Annotated in this window: 18 protein-coding genes and 1 pseudogene; 3 read left to right on the top strand and 16 right to left on the bottom strand. The window is 67.5% G+C overall.

Going from position 1 to position 17,806, the window contains the following annotated elements:
- Positions 1-107: 107 nt before the first annotated feature.
- Together B9Y82_RS00615 and B9Y82_RS00610 are read right to left on the bottom strand one after the other, a co-directional pair.
- Positions 108-1,280, bottom strand: coding sequence for an MFS transporter (locus tag B9Y82_RS00615; protein WP_100471144.1), 1,173 nt, complete (start codon positions 1,278-1,280; stop codon positions 108-110).
- Positions 1,277-2,491 (bottom strand): MFS transporter, encoded by a 1,215-nt coding sequence (locus B9Y82_RS00610; RefSeq protein ID WP_100471143.1) that lies wholly within the window; start codon positions 2,489-2,491, stop codon positions 1,277-1,279. The genes B9Y82_RS00615 and B9Y82_RS00610 overlap by 4 nt, the downstream gene beginning before the upstream one ends.
- A gap of 133 nt (positions 2,492-2,624) precedes the next feature.
- On the opposite strand from B9Y82_RS00610, the gene B9Y82_RS00605 reads away from it, so the two are divergent.
- Entirely contained in the window at positions 2,625-3,212 is a 588-nt protein-coding gene (locus tag B9Y82_RS00605) for a TetR/AcrR family transcriptional regulator (RefSeq protein WP_100471142.1), read from the top strand.
- An 87-nt stretch (positions 3,213-3,299) separates the two neighbouring features.
- Here the strand turns inward: B9Y82_RS00605 and B9Y82_RS00600 are convergent, their stop codons facing one another.
- A complete protein-coding gene (locus tag B9Y82_RS00600; protein WP_100471141.1) occupies positions 3,300-4,229 on the bottom strand; it encodes an oxygenase MpaB family protein in 930 nt (309 codons plus the stop codon).
- A gap of 309 nt (positions 4,230-4,538) precedes the next feature.
- Between B9Y82_RS00600 and B9Y82_RS00595 the strand changes: the two genes are divergently transcribed.
- Positions 4,539-5,153 carry a hypothetical protein gene (locus B9Y82_RS00595; protein WP_014035825.1) on the top strand — a complete coding sequence of 205 codons (615 nt, stop codon included), beginning with the start codon at positions 4,539-4,541 and terminating at the stop codon, positions 5,151-5,153.
- A 39-nt stretch (positions 5,154-5,192) separates the two neighbouring features.
- Here B9Y82_RS00595 and B9Y82_RS00590 read toward each other — a convergent pair whose 3' ends face one another.
- The 13 genes from B9Y82_RS00590 to B9Y82_RS00530 form a co-directional block, all read right to left on the bottom strand.
- Positions 5,193-5,537: a hypothetical protein gene (locus B9Y82_RS00590; RefSeq protein ID WP_100471140.1), complete on the bottom strand. Its 345-nt coding sequence runs from the start codon at positions 5,535-5,537 to the stop codon at positions 5,193-5,195.
- 35 nt (positions 5,538-5,572) lie between these two features.
- Positions 5,573-6,343, bottom strand: a complete 771-nt coding sequence (locus B9Y82_RS00585; RefSeq protein WP_100471139.1) for a LytR/AlgR family response regulator transcription factor — start codon at positions 6,341-6,343, stop codon at positions 5,573-5,575.
- Entirely contained in the window at positions 6,333-7,592 is a 1,260-nt protein-coding gene (locus B9Y82_RS00580; protein ID WP_100471138.1) for a sensor histidine kinase, read from the bottom strand. The genes B9Y82_RS00585 and B9Y82_RS00580 overlap by 11 nt, the downstream gene beginning before the upstream one ends.
- A gap of 220 nt (positions 7,593-7,812) precedes the next feature.
- The gene (locus B9Y82_RS00575) at positions 7,813-9,462 is read right to left on the bottom strand and encodes a M28 family metallopeptidase (protein WP_100471137.1); all 1,650 of its coding nucleotides are present in this window, start codon (positions 9,460-9,462) and stop codon (positions 7,813-7,815) included.
- 270 nt (positions 9,463-9,732) lie between these two features.
- Entirely contained in the window at positions 9,733-11,385 is a 1,653-nt protein-coding gene (locus B9Y82_RS00570) for a CsgG/HfaB family protein (RefSeq protein ID WP_100471136.1), read from the bottom strand.
- Positions 11,386-11,401: 16 nt separating this feature from the next.
- On the bottom strand, positions 11,402-12,088 hold the full coding sequence (locus B9Y82_RS00565) for a hypothetical protein (RefSeq protein WP_100471135.1): 687 nt from the start codon (positions 12,086-12,088) through the stop codon (positions 11,402-11,404).
- Between the two features lie 98 nt (positions 12,089-12,186).
- Entirely contained in the window at positions 12,187-13,287 is a 1,101-nt protein-coding gene (locus B9Y82_RS00560; RefSeq protein ID WP_100471134.1) for a hypothetical protein, read from the bottom strand.
- Positions 13,278-14,474, bottom strand: a complete 1,197-nt coding sequence (locus tag B9Y82_RS00555) for a hypothetical protein (protein ID WP_100471133.1) — start codon at positions 14,472-14,474, stop codon at positions 13,278-13,280. The genes B9Y82_RS00560 and B9Y82_RS00555 overlap by 10 nt, the downstream gene beginning before the upstream one ends.
- Positions 14,475-14,580: 106 nt before the next feature.
- Positions 14,581-15,843 (bottom strand): RNA polymerase sigma factor, encoded by a 1,263-nt coding sequence (locus tag B9Y82_RS00550; protein ID WP_100471132.1) that lies wholly within the window; start codon positions 15,841-15,843, stop codon positions 14,581-14,583.
- Between the two features lie 45 nt (positions 15,844-15,888).
- Positions 15,889-16,245: a DUF1428 domain-containing protein gene (locus B9Y82_RS00545; RefSeq protein ID WP_005407889.1), complete on the bottom strand. Its 357-nt coding sequence runs from the start codon at positions 16,243-16,245 to the stop codon at positions 15,889-15,891.
- A 23-nt stretch (positions 16,246-16,268) separates the two neighbouring features.
- Positions 16,269-16,679 (bottom strand): VOC family protein, encoded by a 411-nt coding sequence (locus B9Y82_RS00540; RefSeq protein WP_100471131.1) that lies wholly within the window; start codon positions 16,677-16,679, stop codon positions 16,269-16,271.
- Positions 16,680-16,715: 36 nt separating this feature from the next.
- The gene (locus B9Y82_RS00535; RefSeq protein WP_100471130.1) at positions 16,716-17,138 is read right to left on the bottom strand and encodes a VOC family protein; all 423 of its coding nucleotides are present in this window, start codon (positions 17,136-17,138) and stop codon (positions 16,716-16,718) included.
- A 67-nt stretch (positions 17,139-17,205) separates the two neighbouring features.
- Positions 17,206-17,619 (bottom strand): YciI family protein, encoded by a 414-nt coding sequence (locus B9Y82_RS00530; RefSeq protein WP_100471129.1) that lies wholly within the window; start codon positions 17,617-17,619, stop codon positions 17,206-17,208.
- Between the two features lie 60 nt (positions 17,620-17,679).
- Here B9Y82_RS00530 and B9Y82_RS21035 point away from each other — a divergent pair.
- Positions 17,680-17,806: pseudogene (locus B9Y82_RS21035) on the top strand (hypothetical protein); the annotation flags it as partial.

Here is a 17,806-nt window from a genome sequence, read left to right as displayed (position 1 = left end):
TCGAACGGGCGCCGCAAGGCGCCCGTTTCATTTCCCGGTAGCGGCCACCCCTGGTTGGCACATGCCCCGCTCTGGTGGGTGCCAACCTTGGTTGGTACGGCATGGATCTACCTGCGGGTGGTGGCCGCCATCAGCAGAGCGCTCGCAGCCAACACCGCCGCCGCCCACAGCGTGGCGTGCAGCCCGATGCCATCGAGCAGCCGGCCACCGCCCCATGCGCCCAGTGCGATGCCGATGTTGAACACTGCGACATACAACGCCGTGGCGATCTCCACGGCCTGCGGCACCGCTTTCATCATCCAGCTCATCAGGCCGACCGACACGCCGCCGTAGGCCAGGCCCCACAGCAGCAGCACCGCAATGCCGCCGGCCGGCGTGCTGCCCAGCCACAGGAACAACAGCGGCGTCAGCAGCAGGCCCGATGCGATCAGCAGCAGCGTGCCACGTGGATGCCGCGCGGCCATCGGCCCGGCGATGAAGTTGCCAGCGATGCCGGCCAGGCCGTAGGCGAACAGCAGTGCACCGATCCACGACGCATCCACGCTGGAGACGGCTGTCAGCAGCGGCCGCACATAGGTAAACGCGATGAAGTGCCCGGACACCAGCAGCACGGTCAGCCACAGACCACGCCGCAGGTCGTGCTGGCCAAGCTGCTGCACGAACTGCCGCGGCCGCACCGACGCGGTGACCGGCAACGCCGGAACCACGCGCAGATGCAGCAGCATCACCGCCGCGCTGAACAGCGCCATCGACGCAAACGCGCAGCGCCAGCCCAGTGCGTCGCCGATCAGTGCGCCCAGTGGCACGCCCAGCACGGATGCTGCGGCCACGCCGCCGAAGATGATCGAGGTGGCCAGGCCGATGCGCTGCGCAGGTACCAGGCGCGCTGCCAGCCCACCGGCGATGGCCCAGATGCCGCCCATGCAGAACCCCACCAGTACGCGCGCGGCCAGCAGCCAGCCGATGCCTGGTGCCAGTGCCGACGCAAGGTTGGCGATCAGCAGCAGGCCCAGCAGCACGCACAGGATGCGGCGACGATCGATGCCACCGGCTGCGATCACCACCAGCGGTGCGAACAGCGCCGCCAGCAGCGCCGGCAGGGAGATCATCAGCCCGGCGGTGCCGGTGGAGGCACCCAGATCGTCGGCGATAGGGGTCAGCAGGCCCACCGGCAGCATTTCGGTGGTGACCACCGAGAACGTGGCAAGGCCGACGGCGGAAACCGCCCACCACGGCGGACGGGGCACAGGCGCGGCGTGCGCAGGCGATGATGCGCTCACGAGATGATTCCTTCAGGGGATGTGGATGCGGCAGACGGGCGCAGTGCACGTTGCGCGAGCACGGCGAACAGCAGCACGCCGCCGCCTGCCACCAGCGCAACGACAAAGCCGCTGCGCACGCCCCCCGCATCGACGCTCTGCCCGGACAGCGCCGCGCCCAGCGCCACACCGATGTTCAGTCCGGCCAGCAACCAGGTCATGCCTTCGGTGAGGCGCGATTCGGGCACGCGCTGTTCGACCAGCGACATCGCCACGATCATCGTCGGCGCGAAGAACAACCCGGCCAGCAGCACCGCCACGGCCAGCGCCGGCAGGCTGCCGACCCACAGCAACGGCAGCGTGGTCAGCGCGGTGGCCGCAGCGCCGGTCAGCAACAGGCGCGGTAACGGCACCTGCAGCTTCAACGCACCGAACAGCAGGCCCGCTGCGCAGCTGCCCAGCGCATAGGCCGACAGCACCGCGCTGGCGGCCACCGGCTGCCCCCGCTGTTCGGCGAAGGCCACGCTGGTGATGTCGACAGTGCCGACGATCACACCCATCGCCAGCATCAGCAACGCCAACAGGCGGATCTCCGGTTGCCGCAGCAGCGAGCGCGAGGGTATTGCGCCTTCGTAGTGCCGCAGCGGTGGCTCGGTGCCCCGCTGCAGCACCAGTGCGGCGACGCCGACCACCAGCAACAGGGCGGCCGCCAACACGCCGGCCTGTGGCCATACCGCCACCGACAATCCAACTGACAACGGCGGCCCGGCAATGAAGGTGACCTCGTCGAAAACAGTTTCCAGCGAATACGCAGTCTGCAGCTGCGGGCGACCGCGGTGGATCGCGGTCCAGCGCGCACGCACCATCGCCGACACGCTGGGCATGCAGCCGGCCAGCATCGCCGCAATGAACAGGGTCCAGTCCGGCGCGGCCAGCAGCGTGCAGACGAGCAGAGCCAGCAACCCGGTGGCACTGCCCGCCGTGGCCCAGGGCAGCACCCTGCCCTGCCCACGCCGGTCGACCCAGCGCGACACCTGCGGCGACAGCAGCGCGTAGGTCAGCACGAAGGTGGCCGACACCGCGCCGGCCAGTGCATAGCTGCCGCGCAGCTGCGACAGCAGGGTGATGATGCCGATGCCGGTCATCGGCAATGGCAGGCGTGCCAGCAGGCCCGCGAGGGCAAGGCCAGCGGTACCGGGGGTGGCGAACAGGTCGCGGTAGGGGGTGGCCATCGAATTCTCCAGGGCAGCGGCTTGCCTGGCGCACGCGGCGCCACGACAATACATACAGAGCGTATGAATAAGAGGCTACATTCATACGTCTCGTATGTAAATAATCATGCACCGCGTATGTAAGGAGCTCCGAATGGTCCGTCGCACCCGCGCCGAGATGGAAGAAACCCGCGCCAGCCTGCTGGCCACCGCCCGCCGGGTATTCAGCGCGCATGGCTATGCCGCCACCTCGATGGATGACCTGACCGCCCAGGCCGGTCTGACCCGGGGTGCGCTCTACCACCACTTCGGTGACAAGAAGGGCCTGTTGGCAGCCGTGGTCGCCCAGCTCGACGCCGAGACCGACCTGCGCCTGCAGGCGATCAGCGACGGCGCAGACGATGCCTGGCACGGCTTCGTGCAACGCTGCCGCACCTACCTGGAATTGGCGCTGGAACCGGAGATCCAGCGCATCGTGCTGCGCGACGCGCGCGCGGTGCTCGGTGGCGCCTCACCGGAATCGCAGCGCCACTGCGTGCACTCGATGCAGCAGCTGATCGAACAGTTGATCGCGCAGGGCGTGGTGGCACCCGTGGATGCGCAGGCATTGGCATCGCTGATCTACGGCAGCCTGGCCGAGGCCGCGTTCTGGATCGCCGAGGGCGAGGACGGTGATGCGCGCCTGCGCAAAGCAACGACGGCATTGGAAATGCTGTTGCGTGGGTTGAAGGTGGCCGGGTAACGCCCATCCACGCATGGCGTGGATCTACTGCGGAAGCCGCTCGCTTCTGCGGCACCGCGTGAAACACGTGCCAACCAAGGTTGGCACCTACCCGGCAACCGCGGGCCACTCGCGCAGGACGTCCACCGGCACGCTCATGCGCGCACAGGCGCGGCTGGCCAGGCCATCGGGCAGCGCGCGGCGGAACAGCGACGCCATGCCCTGCATCAGCTTCGCTGAAGCTGCCGCCTGCGCACGCTGGCGCGCATTGCGTTCAAGCATGCCTTCGGCCCAGTCCGGCAGCAGTGCCGCGCCCGCACCCAGGAACACTTCGCGCGACAACCCCGGCACCGGTACCGGCAGGCGCACTCCGGACAGCACCTCCAGCACCTCGCGCGAGCGTTCGTCGACGCGCAGCTCCGGCTGCCGTGCACAGAAGTACGCCGCCACTTCCGTTTCGCTGCGCGGCACGTCCACCGCGCCCAGCGCCTCGGCCACGCAGCGGTATTCGTCGTAATAGCGATCGGCGATGGGCGCCGGCACCTCGCGTCCGTAACGACGAAAACCCTGCAGGAACCCGAATGCTTCGGTCACGTGCACCCAGGTCAGCAGCGGCGGATCATCGGCGGCGTAGGGTTCGCCCTGCGCGGTCTGCCCGCGGATCTGCGCATGGGTGCGGCGTACCTTGGCCACCAGCGCCTCCACCTCGCCGGTGGGCGCATAGCTGGTGCCGGCAACGAAGGCCGTGGTACGGCGCAGGCGCCCCACCAGGTCCTGGCGGAAATTGGAATGGTCGTAGACTCCGGCCAGCGCGCGGGGGTGCAGCGTCTGCAGCATCAGCGCGCACAGGCCACCGGCAAGCATCGAGGGGAATTCGGCGTGCAGGCGCCAGGTCACGCTGTCCGGGCCGAACCAGCCCGGGTCGCCCTGCGGATGGTCGTAATCGATGCCGCTCTGGCCACGCGGGAAGGCCTCCAGTACCCAGCGCCGGATCGGCGCGGTGACGGGGCGGGAGAGTCGCTGCAGCAGAGCCGGCATTGCAGATCCAGGAAAGGCGGAGGAACGGCCGCACGTTGCGCGGTCGACACCGATTCTGGGCGATCACGACGGCGGCGGCGAGTCTCCGCACTCAGCTACGGTTTCATGTGCGACTGCAGCACGTTTCACCCTGCGACATCCTGTCGCAGGCTGCGACCGCGATGCTGCCATGCAACAAGATTCACCCATTCAGACAAAACCCTTGCGCCGCTTGGCATTGCGCCCATTGCACGGTTCGCTGGAAGTGCTAGAACTGAACCCGCCACACCGTCCAACGCTGATCGACGCACGTTCCACAAGGAGCCAGCCATGATTGCTTTGTTCAAGGGTTTGGGACTACTGCTTCGCGACAACGAGCTCTACAGCAGCCCGTTCGAAAAACAGGTCGCGCACTGGCGCAGCCTCAGCGAGCAGCAGATCCGCGATGAAGTGGCTGTGCTGGCCCAGGCCAAGTGCCAGTGGCTGATCGCCTCGATCGTCGGCTGGCAGGCGGCCTCGTTGCTGATCCTCGGCCTGATCACCAACTACCTGTGGCGCGACGATTACCACATCACCTTCACCCGTGTGGTCGTGGTGTTCGGTTCGTGGATCTCGATCCTGTTCGTGATCTGGTTCATGGCCAACATGTTCGACCGTACCGCCGGTTTCGAGCGCTGGATGAAGGCCTTCAACAGCCGCGCCCGCATCAGCTCCAAGGCTGACAGCGTCGAGCACGTGGCCGAGGCGCTGGACCTGGCCGAGCACTACCCGGAAGTGCTGGACTACAAGCAGGCGGTCACCGCCAAGCGCGAACTGCGCCATGAAGACATCCGCATCATGACCGAGATCGGGCGGATGAAGCAGCACTCCGAACTGGTCGGCCGCCTGAACCATGTGGGCGAGACCGAACACCATCACGACCTGACGCTGCAACCTGCCTACTGACCCTTCAGGGAAGCGGGGGGCCCCACAATGCCACCGTGATCACTCACGGTGGCATTGTTCTATCGGGTCCTGGCTGACGCACTGGCGGAAGCCGTCGGGCAGGCCACGCATGGCCTCGGTCTTTCCCACCGCCACCGCGAACCGGCGCAGCGGCGGCGTGGCACACGCGGCATCGGGGCTGCAGGCCGGATCGAGCACCAGGTAGTGGCAGGCGCCACTGCTGCTGGCAATGCACTGGAAGCGTGCCTCGCCATCGACGACGGTGCCCTTGCTGTACAGCGTATCCACGCCGTTGGCCTGGGTGCGGGTGATCGAGGTGTTGCGGGATTTTTCGCAGCCGGCCAGCGCCAGCACGACGACGCACGCAATCAGCAGACGGGGCATGTTCGTTCCTCGGTGCAGGGGTGATGCAGCTGCGGCTACATGCCGCGGAACAGGCTCATGAACGGCTGGCTGACCACCAGCGTCTCCGTGCGCCCGCGCAGGCGCAGCACGCCGCGCCCGGTGTCGTCGCGGCTCACTGCCGCCACCGCCTTCATGTTGACGATGGTGGAGCGATGGATCTGGCGGAAGTGCTGCGGATCGAGCACTTCCAGCAATTCGCGCAACGGTGTGCGCAGCAGGCTTTCGCCGGCGGCGGTGACCACGGTGGTGTACTTGTTGTCGGCGCGGAAGTAGGCCACGTCTTCCAGCATGATCAGCTGCGTCTCGCGGCCGTTGCTGGCGGTGATCCAGGCCAAGGGCGGGCGCTCGGCAGCGCCCTGCGATGGACCCAACCGCTGCAGCAGCCGCTCCAGCACGGCATCGTCCTGGCGCGTCGATGGCAGCCGGGACAGGATGCGTTCGCGGGTCGCCAGCAGGCGTTCGTCACTGACCGGCTTCAGCAGGTAGTCCATCGCACCCTGCTCGAACGCATCGATGGCGTACTGGTCGTAGGCGGTGACGAACACCACCTGGGTGCGCGGGCTCAGCTCGGACAGCGAGCGCGCGACTTCGATGCCGCTGATGCCGGGCATGCGGATGTCGAGAAAGGCGATGTCCGGCTGCGTCTCGGCCAGCTGCTCCAGCGCGCTGGCACCATCCTCGCACTGGGCCACCAGTTTGAGGTCCGGCCACAGCCGGCCCAGCTGCTCCACCAGTGACTGCCGCAGCAGATCCTCATCTTCGGCGATCAGGGCTTCAAGCGGCATGGCTGCGCTCCTTGTGCGACTGCGGCAGGGTCATGGTCGCGGCCGCGCCGCTGGGGAAGTTGGCAACGATCGCCACGCCGGCCTGCTCACCGCAGGTCAGGCGCAGGCGTTCGCGCAGGTTCTTCAGGCCGATGCCGGTGCCACTGGTGCCCTGGCCGAAGCCGAGCCCATCGTCGGCCACGGTCACGGTCACGTGGTCGTCGAAGCCACGCGCCAGGATCCAGATCGTGCCACCGCCGGGCTTGGGTTCCAGGCCGTGCTTGATCGCGTTCTCCACCAGCGTCTGCAGTGCCATCGCCGGCAGGTGCACGCCGTGCAGTTCGTTCGGTACCTGCACTTCCACCGCCAGGCGTGCGCCCATGCGGATACGCAGGATTTCCAGGTAGGCGCGGGTGCGCTCCAGCTCCACGCCCAGCGTGGATACCGATTCGTCCACCTGCGGCAACGAGCTGCGCAGGTACTGGATCAAGTGGCCGAGCATCTGTTCGGCACGCGCCGGGTCGGTGCGCGTCAGTACCTGCGCATTGGCCAGCGTGTTGTAGAGGAAGTGCGGTTCCACCTGCGCGTGCAGCAGGTTCAGCCGCGCCACCGACAGTTCCTTTTCCACCTGGGTCTGCTCGGCCGCGGCCTGCTCGTCGCGGCGCTGGTCGGCAACACGGCGGCTGATCGCGCGGGTGACCGCTTCGGCGTTCTCGTAGTTGCTGCCCTCGTCCAGCGCCAGCAGGTCGGCCCACCAGCCGGCGTCCGGTTCGAACAACAGGGTGACGGTGCTGGTGCCCTGCCCTGGCGTGACCGTGGCCAGCACGCTGTTGCGCTTGATCGCCAGCCGCGCCGGCAGGTTCCAGCGCGACGGTTGGCGGCCGTTCCAGAGGTCGACGCGGCGCACATAGGCGCGCACCTGCAGGCTGCCGGCCGAGCTTTCCACCTCTTCCACCCGCGGCAGTTCACCCACCGCCGCCTCGACCACGGCGAAGGCGTGGCCGGCATCCATCGGCAGTTCGATCTGCCGGCGCTGGCGTCCGGACAGGGTGGCACCATCGAGGCGGCCCGCCACCAGCCAGACCCGGCGCACATGGGTCACCGCACTGCCCAGCGCGGAGATCATCAGGAACATCACCAGCAGCCCGAATACCCAGCCGGGACCATCGTTCATGCCGCTGAAAATACCGCTCCAGACCATGCCGGCCACGAACAGTGCCGCGGCCCAAGCCAGCAAGTGACGGAGGATGAGGGAGAGGCTGGCGATCACGGCGGCGCCTTGGTGGAAGGGGGTGAGCCGAGCATAGGGCGGCCCATCGGGCAAGCAAGCGGGCTGCGACGAAGGCCTGGAAAGCGGGGATGGAAGGCCATCTGGTAGAGCCGGGGACTCGCCTGCGCAAGCCGTGGGCCCCTCTCAGCAGCCTCCACACCCCCGCGCCTCCGGCGCTGCCCCCTGACCCAGGGGGCGATTACTGCGGGTTGCAGGCGCCTTACTTGCGCTGGTCGGCGCTGGCGTCACGCACGGCGCGGAACGACTCGTCCTTGCTCCAGTTCGGCCAGCTGCGCGCGTTGGCCAGCTGGTTGCCCAGCGTGTACAGCACTTCCAGGTCGCGGGCGGCACCGGCGAACACCCAGTCCGGCTGCCACTCGTCGCCCTGCTGGTGGTAGCGCTTGGCGGTGTAGTCCTCGGAGGCCTTCTTGCCTGCGGCCACGCCACCGTCCACCCAGTCCTGGCCGGCCGACCAGGACAGCGCCGGCACGCCGCGCTTGGCGAACGGGAAGTGGTCGGAGCGGAAGAACAGGCCCGCTTCCGGCTTCGGGTCCGGCGTGTAGCGGATGTCCCAGCCCTTGGCCACGTCCTTCAGCTGGTCCAGCAGCTCGAAGCGCGCGGCACCGTAGATGCCGAAATCACGCGACGGGCCGAACGGCGCCATGCCGTCCATGTTGATCACCGCCACGGTCTTTTCCAGCGGATACAGCGGATGGGTGGCGTAGTACTCCGAACCCAGCAGGCCCTTCTCCTCGGCGGTGACCGCCAGGAACAACAGCGAGCGCTGCGGGCGCTTTTCCTTGGCGAAGCCACGGGCCAGTTCGATCAGCGAGGCGGTACCACTGGCATTGTCCAGTGCGCCGTTGAAGATGCGGTCGCCGCGTGCGTCCGGCTCACCCACGCCGATGTGGTCCCAGTGCGCGCTGTAGATGATCGTCTCGTCCGGGTGACTGCTGCCTTCCAGGCGCGCGGCGACGTTGTGCGAGGTGATCACTTCGGTCTTCACCGCGTACTTCGCGTCCAGGCTGGCGCCGGTCAGCGCCACCGGGGTGAAGTCGCGCTGCTGCGCCTTCTTCTTCAGCGCCTCGAAGTCCTGCCCGGCGGAGCGGAACAGCTCCACCGCCAGGTCACGCTGGATCCAGCCTTCCAGCAGCGGATGGCTCTCGGCCGGGTTGTCGCGCACCACATCGAACATGGTGTTGGTGTTGGAACCGGCCACGGTGGCCCAGCCATACGACGCCGGCGCGGTCTCGTGCACGATCAGCACGCCCAGCGCACCCTGGCGGGCGCCTTCCTCGTACTTGTAGGTCCAACGGCCGTAATAGGTCATGCCCTTGCCGTCGAAATCACCCTGGCCGGTTTCGAAGTCCGGGTCGTTGATCAGCACGACAGCGATCTTGCCCTTCAGGTCCACGCCCTTGAAGTCGTCCCAGTTGCGCTCCGGGGCCTTCACGCCGTAGCCGAGGAACACCAGCGGGGCCTTGCTGATGTCGACGTTGCTGGCGCCGTTCATGGCGGCACGCACGGCGATCTGCTTGCCCTGCTCCAGCGCAACGGTCTTGCCGCCCTGGTGCAGCGCCAGCTGCGGTGCGCCGACGATGTCGCCCTTGCGCAGCGGCACAGCCTGGGTCCACAGGCGCTTGCCGTCCTTGAGGTCGCCGCCCGGCTGCAGGCCGGCGTCGGCAAACTGCTTGCTGAGATAGGCGATGGTCTTCTCTTCGCCGGCAGTGGCCGGCGAGCGGCCTTCGTAGGCGTCGGAGGCCAGTTCCTTGACGTCGGCGGAGATCCGCGCGCCATCGAATTTCGGGGTGGCCGCCATCAGTGCGCTCGACACCGACAGGGCCAGCACGCCCAGTACCACTCGTTTCATTGCTCTCTCCAGCAGGGAAATCCTTCTGGAGTGTAAGGGGTTCGGCAGGGCTGCGCCCTGCACCCGCAGAAACAACGGCAACGGCCGAAGCAACAGCAACAACAACAGCAGACGCGGGCATTCCGTGGGATGGCGGGGTGGGTCCGGTTGCGGGGGACGCTGCTGTTGGTGGGTGTCGACCTTGGTCGACACGAACGGAAACAAGAAGGGGTCAGATCCCTTTCCCTGCGGGAAAGGTCTCTGACCCCATCGGTGTGTTGCTTGGGCCTGTTACCAGTTCGGATCTTCGGCCGGGGCGGCGGCAGGCTTGGGCTTTGGCTTGGCCGCCGGGCGCGCGGCGGCGGCCGGTGCAGCCGAGGACGTTGCGCCAGCAGCGGCGGCAGCCGGCTTGCTGCCGAGCTTCTGGCGCAGTTCGATCTGGCCCGGACGGAAGCCGCCGCGCAGCGCGTCGACACCGTCCTCAATGGTGCCGTACGAGGTCTGTGCAGCAACGCGGTCGATGCGGATGGTGCAGCACGGGTGTTCACTGCGGCCCAGCGAGCGGCCGGTCTGCGGGTCCTTCAGTTCCTCGCCCAGGCGCACGGCCTGCCAGCGCTGGCCGGCCTGCAGGGTTTCGCCGCCCTGGCTCAGCACCACCTGGTCACCGTCCACCGAAACCACCGACACCGGGAACAGCGTGGTAACGATGGTGGTACCGATCTGGCCGGACAGTGATTCCATCATCGCCGCGGCCATGTTGCGGCCATTGACCACGCGCGGCAGGGTGCTCGGTCCGGTCGAGGCCAGCTGGTGATCGAAGCTGTCGGACATCACCACCTGGCCGGTGGTGGCGTTGATCAGGCGCAGGGTGATGCGGCCGCCACCGGCGTACGAGGTCACCTGGCGGTCGGACATGCGCAGGTTGCGCACGCTGCGCGGGTACTCGAAGCGTTCGATGGTCGGGATCAGGATCAGGTCGGTCGCCAGCTGCTGGCCGACGCGGGCGGTGTCCTGCAGGCGCACGTTGCCGCTGTTGATGTGGTCGATCTCGGCCTGCAGTTCGTCGCCGAACTCGCGGTCCAGCACGATGAAGCGCTGGGTCTGGGTCAGCGTGTCGGACAGGCGCGCGCGGATCGCGTCGGCCACTTCATCGGCACTCACGCGGCCATCGCCCACGGCATAGCTGCCGGCCTTGGTGCGCGGCAGCGCGACCACGATCTTCGGCTTGCCCTGCTCGTCCGGCGCACGGTACTGGGCAATCTGTGCACGCACGCGCACCTTCCAGTAACTGCGCATGCTGCGATGGGTCACGTCGGAGTCGAACGAGCTGGCGCCACGCTTGGCATCGACGCTGACCTTCTCGTCGTAGCTTTCCCTGACGCTGGCCGAGCCGCCGGCGCCCTTGGCCGTGGCTTCGCCGGAAGCGCTGGCAGACGCCGAACCCTTGAAGCTCCAGCCTTCATCGCTGGCGCGCACGCGGGCGATGGTTTCCTCATCCAGCTGCCGCACTTCGTCCTGCGACAGGATTTCATATCCCAGCACCGCGCCCTGCGAGCCGGCGATCATCTGCTGGGTGAACGCGTCGGCGCGGATATCGCCGACGTGTTCGTCATCCACATCCACATGCAGGCCTGCACGCAGGCTCTGCATCTGGCTGGCCACGCGTACGCCGTTGACCTGCGCCACCGCCGACTGCAGCGCCGCCAGCACCGCCAGTTCCGGGGTGCTGCCGATGCCGTCGGCCTCGCGCGCGACCTGGGTGGTGCCGCCGAAATCCGGCGTGCCACGCAGGGGCGCGGCGTCCACTGGCGCATTGCTGGCCAGTGCACTGGTTGCCTTGTCCTTGGCGGGTGCGGGCGCTTCGGCCGGGGTGTCCTGCTTGCCACAGGCTGCAAGCAGCGCGGCAGCCAGGCCCAGGCCGATCAAACGGGAGGTCGTACGCATGGGGATTCGCCTCGGATCAGTTCATCTTGTCCAGCTGGCCCAGCATCGAGTCGGCGTTGGACGGCACCTTGACCTTGCTCTTCTTGGCGAAGGTCACGGCCGACTTGGTCGAGCCGTACAGGCCCTGGATGAAGCCCGGCGATTCCTTGGCCACCCATGCACCAGCGGCCAGCTTGCGGCCGACGGTGGCCATCTGGGTGGCGCCCAGGTTCTTCATGCCGGCGGTGAAGTTGCTGGCTTCGCCACCCAGCTTCTGCGCTTCGGCAGCCGAGGACAGCAGCGAGACCAGGCCTTCGGCGTAGTGCTGCTTGGATTCAGCGTTCAGCTCCGGCTGCGCGGCCTGGCGCTCGTCGATCGCGGCCTGAGCGGCTTCGCTGACCGACACCGACTTCTTCATCGCATCAACGCTGACCGAACCCGACGACAGCGCCTGGCGCTCGGCTTCCAGCAGCTGCACCTGCTCGGCCAGGCCGAAGGCACGGGCGAACGAGGTCTGGGCCTGCAGCGAGTGCGACTGCGAGCTGACGAAACGACGCACCAGTGCTTCCTGCGCGGCTTCGTTCGGCGCGGCGGCGCTGGAGGTGCTGCCGGAGGAGCCGCTGGAGGCGCCCGTCAGGTCCTTCAGCTTGCCCAGGCCTGCATGGGCCGGCATTGACAGGGTGGCGGCCGCGATGGCCAGGACAAGAGTGGTATTGCGGATCATGTGAGAGTCCTTTGGGAGAGACGGCCGCGGTGCGGCACGTGGAAAACGGTAACCCCGGGGCGATGCCGAGCGAGCTCGGCACCCACCCGGGTGGCGGATCAGCGGACCGCCTTGACGTTCAGTTCGTTGATCATCTGCTGGGCGGCCTTTTCGGCTGCCAGCTGCAGCGCATTGGTACGGGCCACGGTTTCATTCGGGCCGGTACCGGAGAACTGCACCGGGCCGACCGACGACACGGTGCGCGGGAAACGACCGGTGACATCCAGCACCTTGCCGGTGACAGTGACGAACACGCGGGTGTTGCCGCTGGCCGGATCGCGGTCGCGCATGCCGACGTCGAGGGTGCCGACCGCGATGTACGGGATGTTGGCCGCACGGATGCCATTGGCGGTGTCGCGCAGGGTGGCCGGGGCCAGGTCGTTGCCGGTGCTGAAATCCTTGCGGATGCGCTCGATGCTGAGCAGGCCGCGCGACTCGCCTTCCACGTATTCGGCTTCAACCACTTCGTAGCCGGCAGCGCTGAAGGCACCGGTCATCGCGGTGTTGACCTCGGCGGCGTTGGCCACCTTCCAGGTGATGTTGTCGGCGCGCGCGGTGGTGCTGCCGCCGCTGGTGACCGACACCGAACCGTTCTGGTTGATGCTGCCATTGGTGCTGACCGAGTTGCCGCGGAAGCTGTCGCCCTCACGGGTGTTCTCGCTGTAGCTGCTGCCGGCATCGACGCGGCGGTATTCCTTGTCCTGGAACGACTGCACGGTGTCCTGCGAGCGCGCCATGAACAGGAAGGTCAGCAGCGAGCGCTGCGCGGCGGTGGCACCGGCCACGGCCGAACCGGCATCCAGCTTGGTCTGCAGCAGGGTGGTGTTGATCTCGGCGCGGACGGTGACGCTGTAGGTCTTGGCCTTCTTGTCTTCGGTATCCGACAGCTGCACCGCGCTGAGCACGTAGCGGTCGATCTCGCCGATGAACTCGGCGCGGCGCGCTTCGAACAGGCGCAGCTTGGGCGCACCGGATTCGGCGATGTACGCCTCCAGGGCATTGACCTTGGCCTTGTTCAGGGCCTGGGCACGGGTGTCGGCACTCAGGCGCAGGCCGTAGCTGGCCGAGCCGGTGCCGCGCGAACTCGCGGTCTGCGCAGCGACCGGCGAGGCCACCACCAGCGCGATGAGGATGAGCAGGATGGTACGCATCAACGACATGACTTGATCAACTCCTGGAGGGCTTGGGTCTGCTGTTGCAACGGGCGGCCGCCCGGCTTCTGTTCGTCCAGCCAGGCGCGCGAATCGGCGCGCTTGGCGGCGGCGCCGGCGAAGGCGTCGAAGCCGGCCAGCAGGGTTTCGTAGCTGGCCGACCACTGGTCGACCTGCCACTGCGTGACCGGCACCACCTTGGTGGCACCCTTGCGCAGCGGCTGTTCGAAATAGACCTTGCCCGAGAACGGCTCGGTCACCTTGGCGGTGAAGAAGGCGCCGAACAGCATCGTCTTCATCGCCGGGGTTTCCTCGATCACGCCGTTCTTCAGTGCATCGACCTGCACGTGGATGACGTAGTCGGGTTCGGGAATCTTCAGCTGGTAGACCTTGCCGTCTGCAAAGCGGGCGGCCATCGCGCCACCGATCGCCTGGCCCGAAGCCGGCGGCAGCAGGCCGACGCCGGTGTTGGACGACAACGTCTTGGACAGTTCATGGGCCAGGGTGGCGCGCAGCGGCGCGTCCCACTTCGGGTCGGGCAGCTTGGCGCGCACCGCCTCGGACAGGGTCACCCCACCCACCTGCAGGCGACGCACCGCAGCGTCGGGCAGCCGGGCCTGCGACAGGCTGGCCGCCAGTACCTGCGACAGGCTGGTATCGGCGCCGCCGTACAGCAGATCGGCGACGATCGCGTCGATATCGTCGTTGTCCGGACGGTAGTCCTGCACGTCGATGCGCTGCAGGGTGAGCGGATAGGAGGCGATCACCTGGCGCTCGCGGAAGTCGAAGAACAACGCCTGCAGCGCCACTTCCACCAGCACCTTGTACTGGTCGCCGATCGGCTCGACCGAGACCAGTTCGCGGTCCAGCGCTGCGGCCAGCACGGTGGCGCTGGTGGTGCCGTCGAGCATCGCCACCGGCTGGTCGATCAGCTCCAGGTGGGCCGGTGCGCGGCGTTTGAGCGACTGCGCCAGCGTCTGGTTCAACGGGACCAGGCCACGCCGTTCCAGCACCGCATGCGCATGCGGCGTGGTCGCCTGCACGGCGGCAGCGTCAGCGGTATAGGCAAAACCGGCCCAATAGGCCTGCTGTGATTTGTCCGCGGCCTGCACGGCCATCGGCCATGCGGCCAGGCTCAGCGCACAGGCAAGCAGGCGCGCAAAAGCGCGCGATGCGCTCTTCGTCCTTGAATACATCCAACCGCTCCTCGGTCAATACGCACGGATCGCAGACGCTCATGCGTCCGCTGGGCGCGAAACATAGCCGCTCACGGGCCCGCCGACAAGTGCTGCCTTTGTCGGTTCACTCCATGGGTGGCAGGCCCGCCCGTTGCCGCAGCAGACCGCGCTCGGCCTGGTTTTGGCTGAGCCGGGCGGCTTCGGCAAAAGCCTCACGCGCGTCCTGCTCACGCCCCAGTGCCTGCAGCAGCTCGCCGCGCACCACCTGCAGCGGCGCGTAATCGCGCAGGCGCGGGTCGACCAGCAGTGGCTGCAGCTGCGCCCACGCGGCAAAGGCACCGTCGCTGCGCAGGATCGCCACCACCCGGTTCAAGGCCACCACCGGTGAAGGTTGCACCTGCAGCAGCTGTGTATAGAGCGCAGCAATCCGCGGCCAATCGGTGGCGTCAGCGCGACGCGCAGCCGCATGGCAGGCCGCGATGCGCGCCTGCAACACATAGGGGTCCTGGTCGCCGCCGAGGGCCAACGCGCGCGCCAGCACCTGCTGCCCGCGGTCGATCTGCAGCCAGTCCCAACGCGTGCGGTTCTGCTGGTCCAGCAGCACCGGTGCACCCTGCGCATCTGCGCGCGCCGCAGCGCGCGAGGCCTGCAGTTCCATCAACGCCAGCAGGCCCAGCACCGGCGGTACCGGCAACCGGTGCGCCAGGATGCGCGCGAGCCGCAGTGCCTCCTCGCACAGCGCCGGGCGCATCCAGTCGTCGCCGGCACTGGCCGCGTAGCCTTCGTTGAACACCAGATAGATCGCCTCCAGCACCGAGGCCAAGCGCTCCGGCATCGCATCCGCGCGCGGCACCTCATAGGGCACCTGCTTCTGCGCCAGCGTGCGCTTGGCGCGCACGATGCGCTGGGCGATGGTCGGCTCCGGCTGCAGGAACGCACGCGCGATCTCGGCGGTGGTCAGGCCACCAAGCAGGCGCAGGGTCAATGCCACCCGCGCGTCGGCCGGCAGCACGGGATGGCAAGCCACGAACATCAGCCGCAGCAGGTCATCGCCCAGGTCATCTTCCAGTGCCTGGCTGTCATCCGGTGCCGGCAGCGCCGCCGGATGCAGTTCCTCGCCCCATTGCGCGTGCTGCTGCGCCACCCGCTGGTGCTGGCGCAGCACATCGATGGCACGGTTGCGCGCAGTGGTCATCAGCCAGGCTCCGGGATTGTCCGGGATGCCCTGCTCCGGCCAACGCTCCAGCGCGGCCAGCCAGGTGTCCTGGGCCAGCTCCTCGGCACGGCCGACATCGCCACCGAGCAGCCGCGCCAGGCGCGCGATCAGCACTGGCGACTCCATCCGCCAGAGGGTTTCCAGACGCTGCGTCAGTGCGGGCTCGAGCATGCGCCGATCACAGCACGCACGCCCGGCCCGCACAAGCGCCGTGGCTCACGCTTCAACAATCGGCTTGAAGCCGCCCCAGAACATGCGCCGGGTATCAAACGGCATGTCCTTCGGACCCAGCGACGCCAGCCGCGGGTCGGCCATCACCCTGGCGTTGATACGGTCGCGTGCCGCGCGCGAGCGGAACACCACGAAGGCGACGATCACCGTTTCGCCCGGTTTCGCCTTGACCGCGCGCGGGAACGAGGTGCTCTTGCCCGGTTCCACATCGTCGGCCACGCATTCCATGTACTGCAGCGCGCCATGGTCCTTCCACACCGCGCCGGCCTTGCGGGCAAGGCGGCGGTAGGCCGCCACCTTGTCCTGCGGGCACGGCAGCACGTAAGCATCCACGTAAGCCATGAGGGTTCTCCCTGCGGCGGCCGTCAGCCCGGCTCGCCGTCCATGTGTGCGATTTCCCAGAGATGGCCGTCCAGGTCCTGGAAGCCCCGCTGGTACATGAAGCCCAGGTCGCGCGCCGGCTGCGGTTCGCTGCCGCCGGCGGCCAGGGCCTTGTCCACCAGCTCGTCAACTGCCTTGCGACTGGGTGCCGAGAGTGCGTTGATCACTTCCGTGTGGGTATGCGCATCGGCAATCGGCTTGTTGGTGAACTGCTGGAAAAAAGGTTGGGTCAGCAGCATCACGTAGATACTCTCGCTGATGACCATGCCCGCCGCGTCATCGTTGGTGTAAGTTGGATTGAAGGTGTAGCCCAGCGCGGTGAAGAAGGCCTTGGATTTCTCCAGGTCCTTCACCGGAAGGTTGACGAAGATCATCTGCGGTTGCGGTGCACTCATCGGTGAAGCTCCTTGTGGATGAAAGAAAGAGAGGAATCAGGGCTGCTTCATGCAGTTGACCATCCACGGCTTGCCGTAACGGTCGATCAACATGCCCCAGCGGTGCGCCCAGAATGTCTCGCCAATCGGCACCTGTACCTGGCCGCCTTCGGCCAGCGCCGCGAACACGCGCTCGGCTTCCTCGATGCTGTCGACGTCGACATTGATGGTGGTCGAGCCGCCGTCGCCGCCGCCGGGGCCGTCGGCTGCCATCACGATGGCGTTGCCGATTTCCAGCTGGCTGTGCGCGACGTGGTCCAGTGTTTCCGGCGGCATCTCGTTGCAGCCCGGCGAGCCATCGGAGGGCGGCATGTCGCGGTATTTCATTTCCGAGGTGACCTGGCCACCGAGTGCCTTGGCGTAGAACGCCATCGCCTCGTGGGCCTGGCCGCTGAAGCCGAGGAAGGGAATCAGTTTCATGGCAATACTCCGTGGTGTGGTTCAGGGCGGTAGCGCCGGGTCGTGCCCGGCAGGGAGATGAATCGGGTCAACCTTCCAGCTGTGCACGCAGACGCTGTTCCTGCTGCTGTAATTCGGGAGTGAAGGCTTCACCGAAGTCTTCAGCGGAGATCAAGGGGCGCAGTTCGAGCGTGCCACCACTGCCGAACGGCGCACGGCTCGCCCATTCAACCGCCTCGTCCAGCGAACGCACCTCCCACAGCCAGAAGCCGGCGATCTGCTCACCGGCGGGGCCGAACGGACCGGCCTCGACCTTGGGCGCGCCGCTGCCGAAGTGAATGCGTCGGCCGCGCTGGGTGGCGTGCAGGCCTTCACCGGCGAGCATGATGCCGGCGGCCACCAGTTGCTCGTTGAAGGCGCCCATTTCGGACAATTCCTGTTCGCTGGGCATGCGGCCGGCTTCGGAGTCGGCGTTGGCCTTCACGATCACCATCACTTTCATTGCGGTCTCCCATGGGGACGCGTGGTGCGTGCCCTTCACTGGGTACAACGAACCAGGGGATCGCTGCCGCAGAACGTGCAGCAGGCCGTGCTGTACGGCAGTGGCGATGAAGCGATCACCTTCACCTACTTCACCGAAGCCGGCGGCCGCACCCAGCGCAAGCACCGCTTCGAGGGCATCATTCCCA

Source organism: Stenotrophomonas maltophilia (genome assembly GCF_002799155.1).
Lineage (GTDB): Bacteria > Pseudomonadota > Gammaproteobacteria > Xanthomonadales > Xanthomonadaceae > Stenotrophomonas > Stenotrophomonas maltophilia_R.
Note: the sequence above shows the minus strand (reverse complement) of the source record. Positions and strands in the feature narration are given on the sequence as shown.

Coding starts and splice junctions, on each gene's coding strand:
- B9Y82_RS00575 (WP_100471137.1), bottom strand. CDS start 9,462: ATGAAACGAGTGGTACTGGGCGTGCTGGCCCTGTCGGTGTCGAGCGCA.
- B9Y82_RS00610 (WP_100471143.1), bottom strand. CDS start 2,491: ATGGCCACCCCCTACCGCGACCTGTTCGCCACCCCCGGTACCGCTGGC.
- B9Y82_RS00570 (WP_100471136.1), bottom strand. CDS start 11,385: ATGCGTACGACCTCCCGTTTGATCGGCCTGGGCCTGGCTGCCGCGCTG.
- B9Y82_RS00585 (WP_100471139.1), bottom strand. CDS start 6,343: ATGCCGCTTGAAGCCCTGATCGCCGAAGATGAGGATCTGCTGCGGCAG.
- B9Y82_RS00605 (WP_100471142.1), top strand. CDS start 2,625: ATGGTCCGTCGCACCCGCGCCGAGATGGAAGAAACCCGCGCCAGCCTG.
- B9Y82_RS00560 (WP_100471134.1), bottom strand. CDS start 13,287: ATGTCGTTGATGCGTACCATCCTGCTCATCCTCATCGCGCTGGTGGTG.
- B9Y82_RS00535 (WP_100471130.1), bottom strand. CDS start 17,138: ATGAAACTGATTCCCTTCCTCGGCTTCAGCGGCCAGGCCCACGAGGCG.
- B9Y82_RS00590 (WP_100471140.1), bottom strand. CDS start 5,537: ATGCCCCGTCTGCTGATTGCGTGCGTCGTCGTGCTGGCGCTGGCCGGC.
- B9Y82_RS00550 (WP_100471132.1), bottom strand. CDS start 15,843: ATGCTCGAGCCCGCACTGACGCAGCGTCTGGAAACCCTCTGGCGGATG.
- B9Y82_RS00555 (WP_100471133.1), bottom strand. CDS start 14,474: ATGTATTCAAGGACGAAGAGCGCATCGCGCGCTTTTGCGCGCCTGCTT.
- B9Y82_RS00600 (WP_100471141.1), bottom strand. CDS start 4,229: ATGCCGGCTCTGCTGCAGCGACTCTCCCGCCCCGTCACCGCGCCGATC.
- B9Y82_RS00540 (WP_100471131.1), bottom strand. CDS start 16,679: ATGAGTGCACCGCAACCGCAGATGATCTTCGTCAACCTTCCGGTGAAG.
- B9Y82_RS00545 (WP_005407889.1), bottom strand. CDS start 16,245: ATGGCTTACGTGGATGCTTACGTGCTGCCGTGCCCGCAGGACAAGGTG.
- B9Y82_RS00565 (WP_100471135.1), bottom strand. CDS start 12,088: ATGATCCGCAATACCACTCTTGTCCTGGCCATCGCGGCCGCCACCCTG.
- B9Y82_RS00530 (WP_100471129.1), bottom strand. CDS start 17,619: ATGAAAGTGATGGTGATCGTGAAGGCCAACGCCGACTCCGAAGCCGGC.
- B9Y82_RS00595 (WP_014035825.1), top strand. CDS start 4,539: ATGATTGCTTTGTTCAAGGGTTTGGGACTACTGCTTCGCGACAACGAG.